At 48.9% G+C, this 746-nt stretch carries 1 protein-coding gene; it reads right to left on the reverse strand.

Going from position 1 to position 746, the window contains the following annotated elements; genetic code table 11:
* A partial coding sequence (locus BKN05_RS12215) for an ATP-binding cassette domain-containing protein (RefSeq protein ID WP_286688757.1) occupies window positions 1-690 on the reverse strand: 690 nt, incomplete at its 3' end.
* Between the last annotated feature and the right edge of the window lie 56 nt (window positions 691-746).

Consider the following 746-nt stretch of genomic DNA (forward strand, 5'->3'; position numbering starts at 1 on the left):
TTCGGGAGCGGGAGATTCTAATAGCGTCTTTTCGTCGGCAAGCAGATCTGCAATGCGACCCGAGTAACGGATGGTGCCTTGGTCAAGGATACCTACATGTGTCGCAACGTTTTGCATTTCTGACAAAATGTGACTGGACACCATAATCGTGACATCTCGGGTTGTGGGGAGCTGTTGTATAAGCTTGCGAATTTCAACGACACCATTTGGGTCGAGCCCATTAGTTGGCTCGTCGAGAATAAGAAATTCTGGCTTCCCCAGCAATGCGAGTGCAATACCAAAGCGCTGTTTCATACCAAGGGAATAATTCTTCATCGGTCTTGTCAACGATGGATCAAGCCCTACAGTATCCAGAAGGTCACGAGTGTTAGAAGCATCTACTCCAAACAGTCGTGCCAAGTAGCAGAGATTTTCGAGTGCACTCAACGATGGGTAAAACTTCGGGCTTTCGATAAGCGAGCCAATGTTTGTAGGCTTGCCAGGCAGACCATCGTGGGAGGAGAATGCGAAGGCACCATTGTTGAATGGCTGTATGCCGACTAACCCTTTCATGAGAGTACTTTTGCCTGAGCCGTTGACGCCTAGCAACGCGTATATTGCGTGCGGCGGCACAGCCATGTCGATATTTTTGAGGACGCGGTGGGCACCGAACGACTTGCTTACACCTGTCACGTTAAGTTGATATGCCATGTAAAATTTTCCTTTACCACTCGGGAGTTACTATGCCGACGGAATTGTTGGGCTCT

It is taken from the genome of Corynebacterium sp. S5S1 (genome assembly GCF_001913985.1).
Classification (GTDB): Bacteria; Actinomycetota; Actinomycetes; order Mycobacteriales; family Mycobacteriaceae; genus Corynebacterium; species Corynebacterium marquesiae.